Origin of the sequence: Nostoc cf. edaphicum LEGE 07299, assembly GCF_015207245.1 — a bacterium.
Taxonomy (GTDB): domain Bacteria; phylum Cyanobacteriota; class Cyanobacteriia; order Cyanobacteriales; family Nostocaceae; genus Nostoc; species Nostoc edaphicum_B.
Map to the genome: position 1 here is coordinate 1 of NZ_JADEXF010000855.1, position 2,941 is coordinate 2,941.

The window sequence follows — 2,941 nt, forward strand, 5'->3', positions numbered from 1 at the left end:
CCTTTAACTGATTGTGCTGTAGTCATTGGATCGAGTCGCTCTTATCAAGCGTCTTGGGAAATGCTGGCGCGGGAAATGTACAACGCGAATCATTTCCCCGTTTCCTCTTTTGGAAATTGGCTAGATATATTACCTCACATGAATGCGATCGCAGCTGCAAGACAAATCGGTGCATCTGGGATAGTTTTGGCACCGATGGCAGCTTGTGCTACTGGAATTTGGTCTATTGCCCAAGCAGCTATGCTTATCCAAAGTGGGCAATGTCAACAAGCGATCGCAGGTGCAGTGGAAGCACCAATTACACCCCTAACTTTAGCTGGATTTCAGCAGATGGGTGCTTTGGCGAAAACTGGGGCTTATCCGTTTGATTTGCATCGAGAAGGCTTAGTTTTGGGTGAAGGCGCAGCTGTGTTTGTCTTAGAATCAGCAGAGTTGGCAAAGCAGCGTCAAGCAAAAGTGTATGGTGAAATTCTCGGTTTCGGCTTAACTAACGACGCATATCATAGTAATTCACCAGAACCCGAAGGGAAAAGTGCGATCGCAGCTATCAAACAATGTCTAGAACGTAGTTGTCTTTTACCAACCGATATCGATTACATTCATGCTCATGGCACAGCTACCCAGTTAAATGACCAGATGGAGAGCATGGTAATCCAGCGTTTGTTTCCTGAAGGCGTGGCAGTTAGTTCCACCAAGGGAAGCACAGGTCATACATTAGGAGCATCTGGAGCTTTAGGTGTAGCTTTTTCTCTCATGGCATTAAGGCATCAAATATTACCGCCTTGTGTGGGATTGCAGCAACCAGAGTTTGATTTGGATTTAGTTACGGCAGCGCGTCTAAGTAAGATTAGACAGGTATTATGTTTGAGTTTTGGCTTTGGTGGGCAGAATGGTGCGATCGCACTAGCAAAGCTTTAATCTACCGCGCCCAAAAACGTTACAACGAAGCAGAAGCATTATTCTTGCAAGCTTTGAAACTTAAGCAGTATCTACTTCCAGAAAATCATCCTCTTTTGGCAGATACTATTTACGCTCTTGGTTATATGTACAAAGTCCAAGAGCGCTACAACGAAGCAGAACCATTGTGCCTCAAAGCATTAGAGATTGATAAACACTTGTGGGTAAATAACCATCCCAGCGTTGCAGAAAGTCTCAATAATTTGGCTTAACTCTACCATGCACAGGGAAGATACAGTGATGCCGAACCTTTGTACATCCAAGCTTTGGAAATTGCTGAACAACGGCTGGGGGCAAATCATCCCAAGACAATAACCATTCGTGCAAATCTGGAAGACTTGCGGCGGAATCGTCAGCTTTGATTCAGGAGAATGGTTGCTTTTGTCTCCCGTTGGTTTCAGTAATTTAGGTAATCTGTATCGGCTGCATTACCCGCCTGGGATTCAAATTCCAGTCTAATCAGTGGGCAACATAATTAATTACACAATGTCATTGCAAATGCAGTGAAGCAAAATAATGCGATCGCAACGCCTAAAACTACTTCTCTACGATATGCTTTGCGAAGGGTGCGATCGCAATTACTGTAAATATTTTTGTTTATCTACTTAATGAGCCTCTGAACTCCGTCAACGAGTATTTTATCTCCGTTGACGAGTATTTTAGCTCCGTCAACGAGGCTTTTATCTCCGTTAACGAGTATTTTATCTCCGTTAACGAGTATTTTAGCTCCGTTCACGAGTATTTTATCTCCGTCAACGAGTATTTTATCTCCGTCAACGAGTATTTTATCTCCGTCAACGAGTATTTTATCTCCGTTGACGAGTATTTTAGCTTCGTCAACGAGTATTTTATCTCCGTCAACGAGTCTGTTCATTATTCAAATCCCCGACTTCTTCAAGAAATCGGGGATCTAAATCTAGCTTAAGTACGTAACTCACCATCCGGTTTTTCGGTGCGTTAGCCTACGGCATAACACACCCTATGAAACTACGAGGCTACCAGTTACCTACAGGTTGAGCAGTTGGAGAAAACATTGAGGGATCGATTGAAATGCCCAATCCTTCAGCTACACGACGACCATAAGAAATATCTGCCCGGAAGAAGTGGCAAAGTTGGCGCATTTGGATGTCCTCCCTTGCTTGAGAGAGACTACCGACAATATTTTTAGCCAGACGCTCTTGCTGTTCAGGAGTTAGTAACCGATACAGATTACCTGCTTGGGTGTAATCGTCGTTTCCTTCACGATGACTGTAACGATCGACTGTGACATCGCCCAAATGACTAGGTGGTTCTGCATAAGCTGGATTTTCTTTGGGCGTACCCTCAGCACTATTCGGTTCATAGTTAGGAACGCTACCGCCATTGTTCCCCGATGCCATAAAGCCATCTCGCTGATAATGCATCACTGGACATTTGGGCTGGTTAACGGGTAGTTGCTGATAGTTACCACCCAAGCGATACCGTTGAGCATCTGGGTAAGAAAAAATTCGAGCTTGCAGCATTTTGTCTGGAGAGAAACTAACGCCAGGAACCACTGCACTAGGACTAAAAGCGGCTTGCTCAACTTCGGCAAAATAATTCTCAGGGTTCCGATTTAGCTCTAATATCCCGACTTCAATTAAAGGATATTCCCCTTGTTTCCAAACTTTGGTTAAGTCAAAAGGATTATCTGGATGTTTTGCCGCTTGCTCCTCGGTCATCACCTGAATACACATCCGCCACTTAGGATAGTCTTTTTTAGCGATCGCTTCAAACAGATCGTGAGTCGCATGATCTGGATCTTCGCCCTTAATCTTAGCGGATTCTTCCTCCGTCAAAGTTTGATGCCCTTGCAGAGTCTTAAAGTGAAATTTACACCAAACGCGATCGCCTTCAGCATTAATTAAACTGAAGGTGTGGCTACCAAAGCCGTCCATGTGGCCATCGGTTTTGGGTATTCCCCGATCTGAAAACAGGATTGTCACTCGGTGAAGCGATTCTGGAC

Annotated in this window: 3 protein-coding genes and 1 pseudogene; 2 read left to right on the plus strand and 2 right to left on the minus strand. The window is 44.4% G+C overall.

The window, feature by feature from the left end; all coding sequences use genetic code 11:
- The coding region (locus IQ229_RS21730; RefSeq protein WP_194047293.1) for a beta-ketoacyl-ACP synthase at positions 1-918 on the plus strand (918 nt) is incomplete at its 5' end.
- Positions 861-1,319, plus strand: a pseudogene (locus IQ229_RS21735) (tetratricopeptide repeat protein). The gene IQ229_RS21730 and the pseudogene IQ229_RS21735, both read left to right, overlap by 58 nt.
- A 239-nt stretch (positions 1,320-1,558) precedes the next feature.
- Here the strand turns inward: IQ229_RS21735 and IQ229_RS21740 are convergent.
- Both IQ229_RS21740 and IQ229_RS21745 read right to left on the minus strand, forming a co-directional pair.
- Positions 1,559-1,831 carry a hypothetical protein gene (locus IQ229_RS21740; protein ID WP_194047296.1) on the minus strand — a complete coding sequence of 91 codons (273 nt, stop codon included), beginning with the start codon at positions 1,829-1,831 and terminating at the stop codon, positions 1,559-1,561.
- A 121-nt stretch (positions 1,832-1,952) separates the two neighbouring features.
- On the minus strand, positions 1,953-2,941 hold a 989-nt coding region (locus IQ229_RS21745), incomplete at its 5' end, for a catalase (protein ID WP_194047297.1).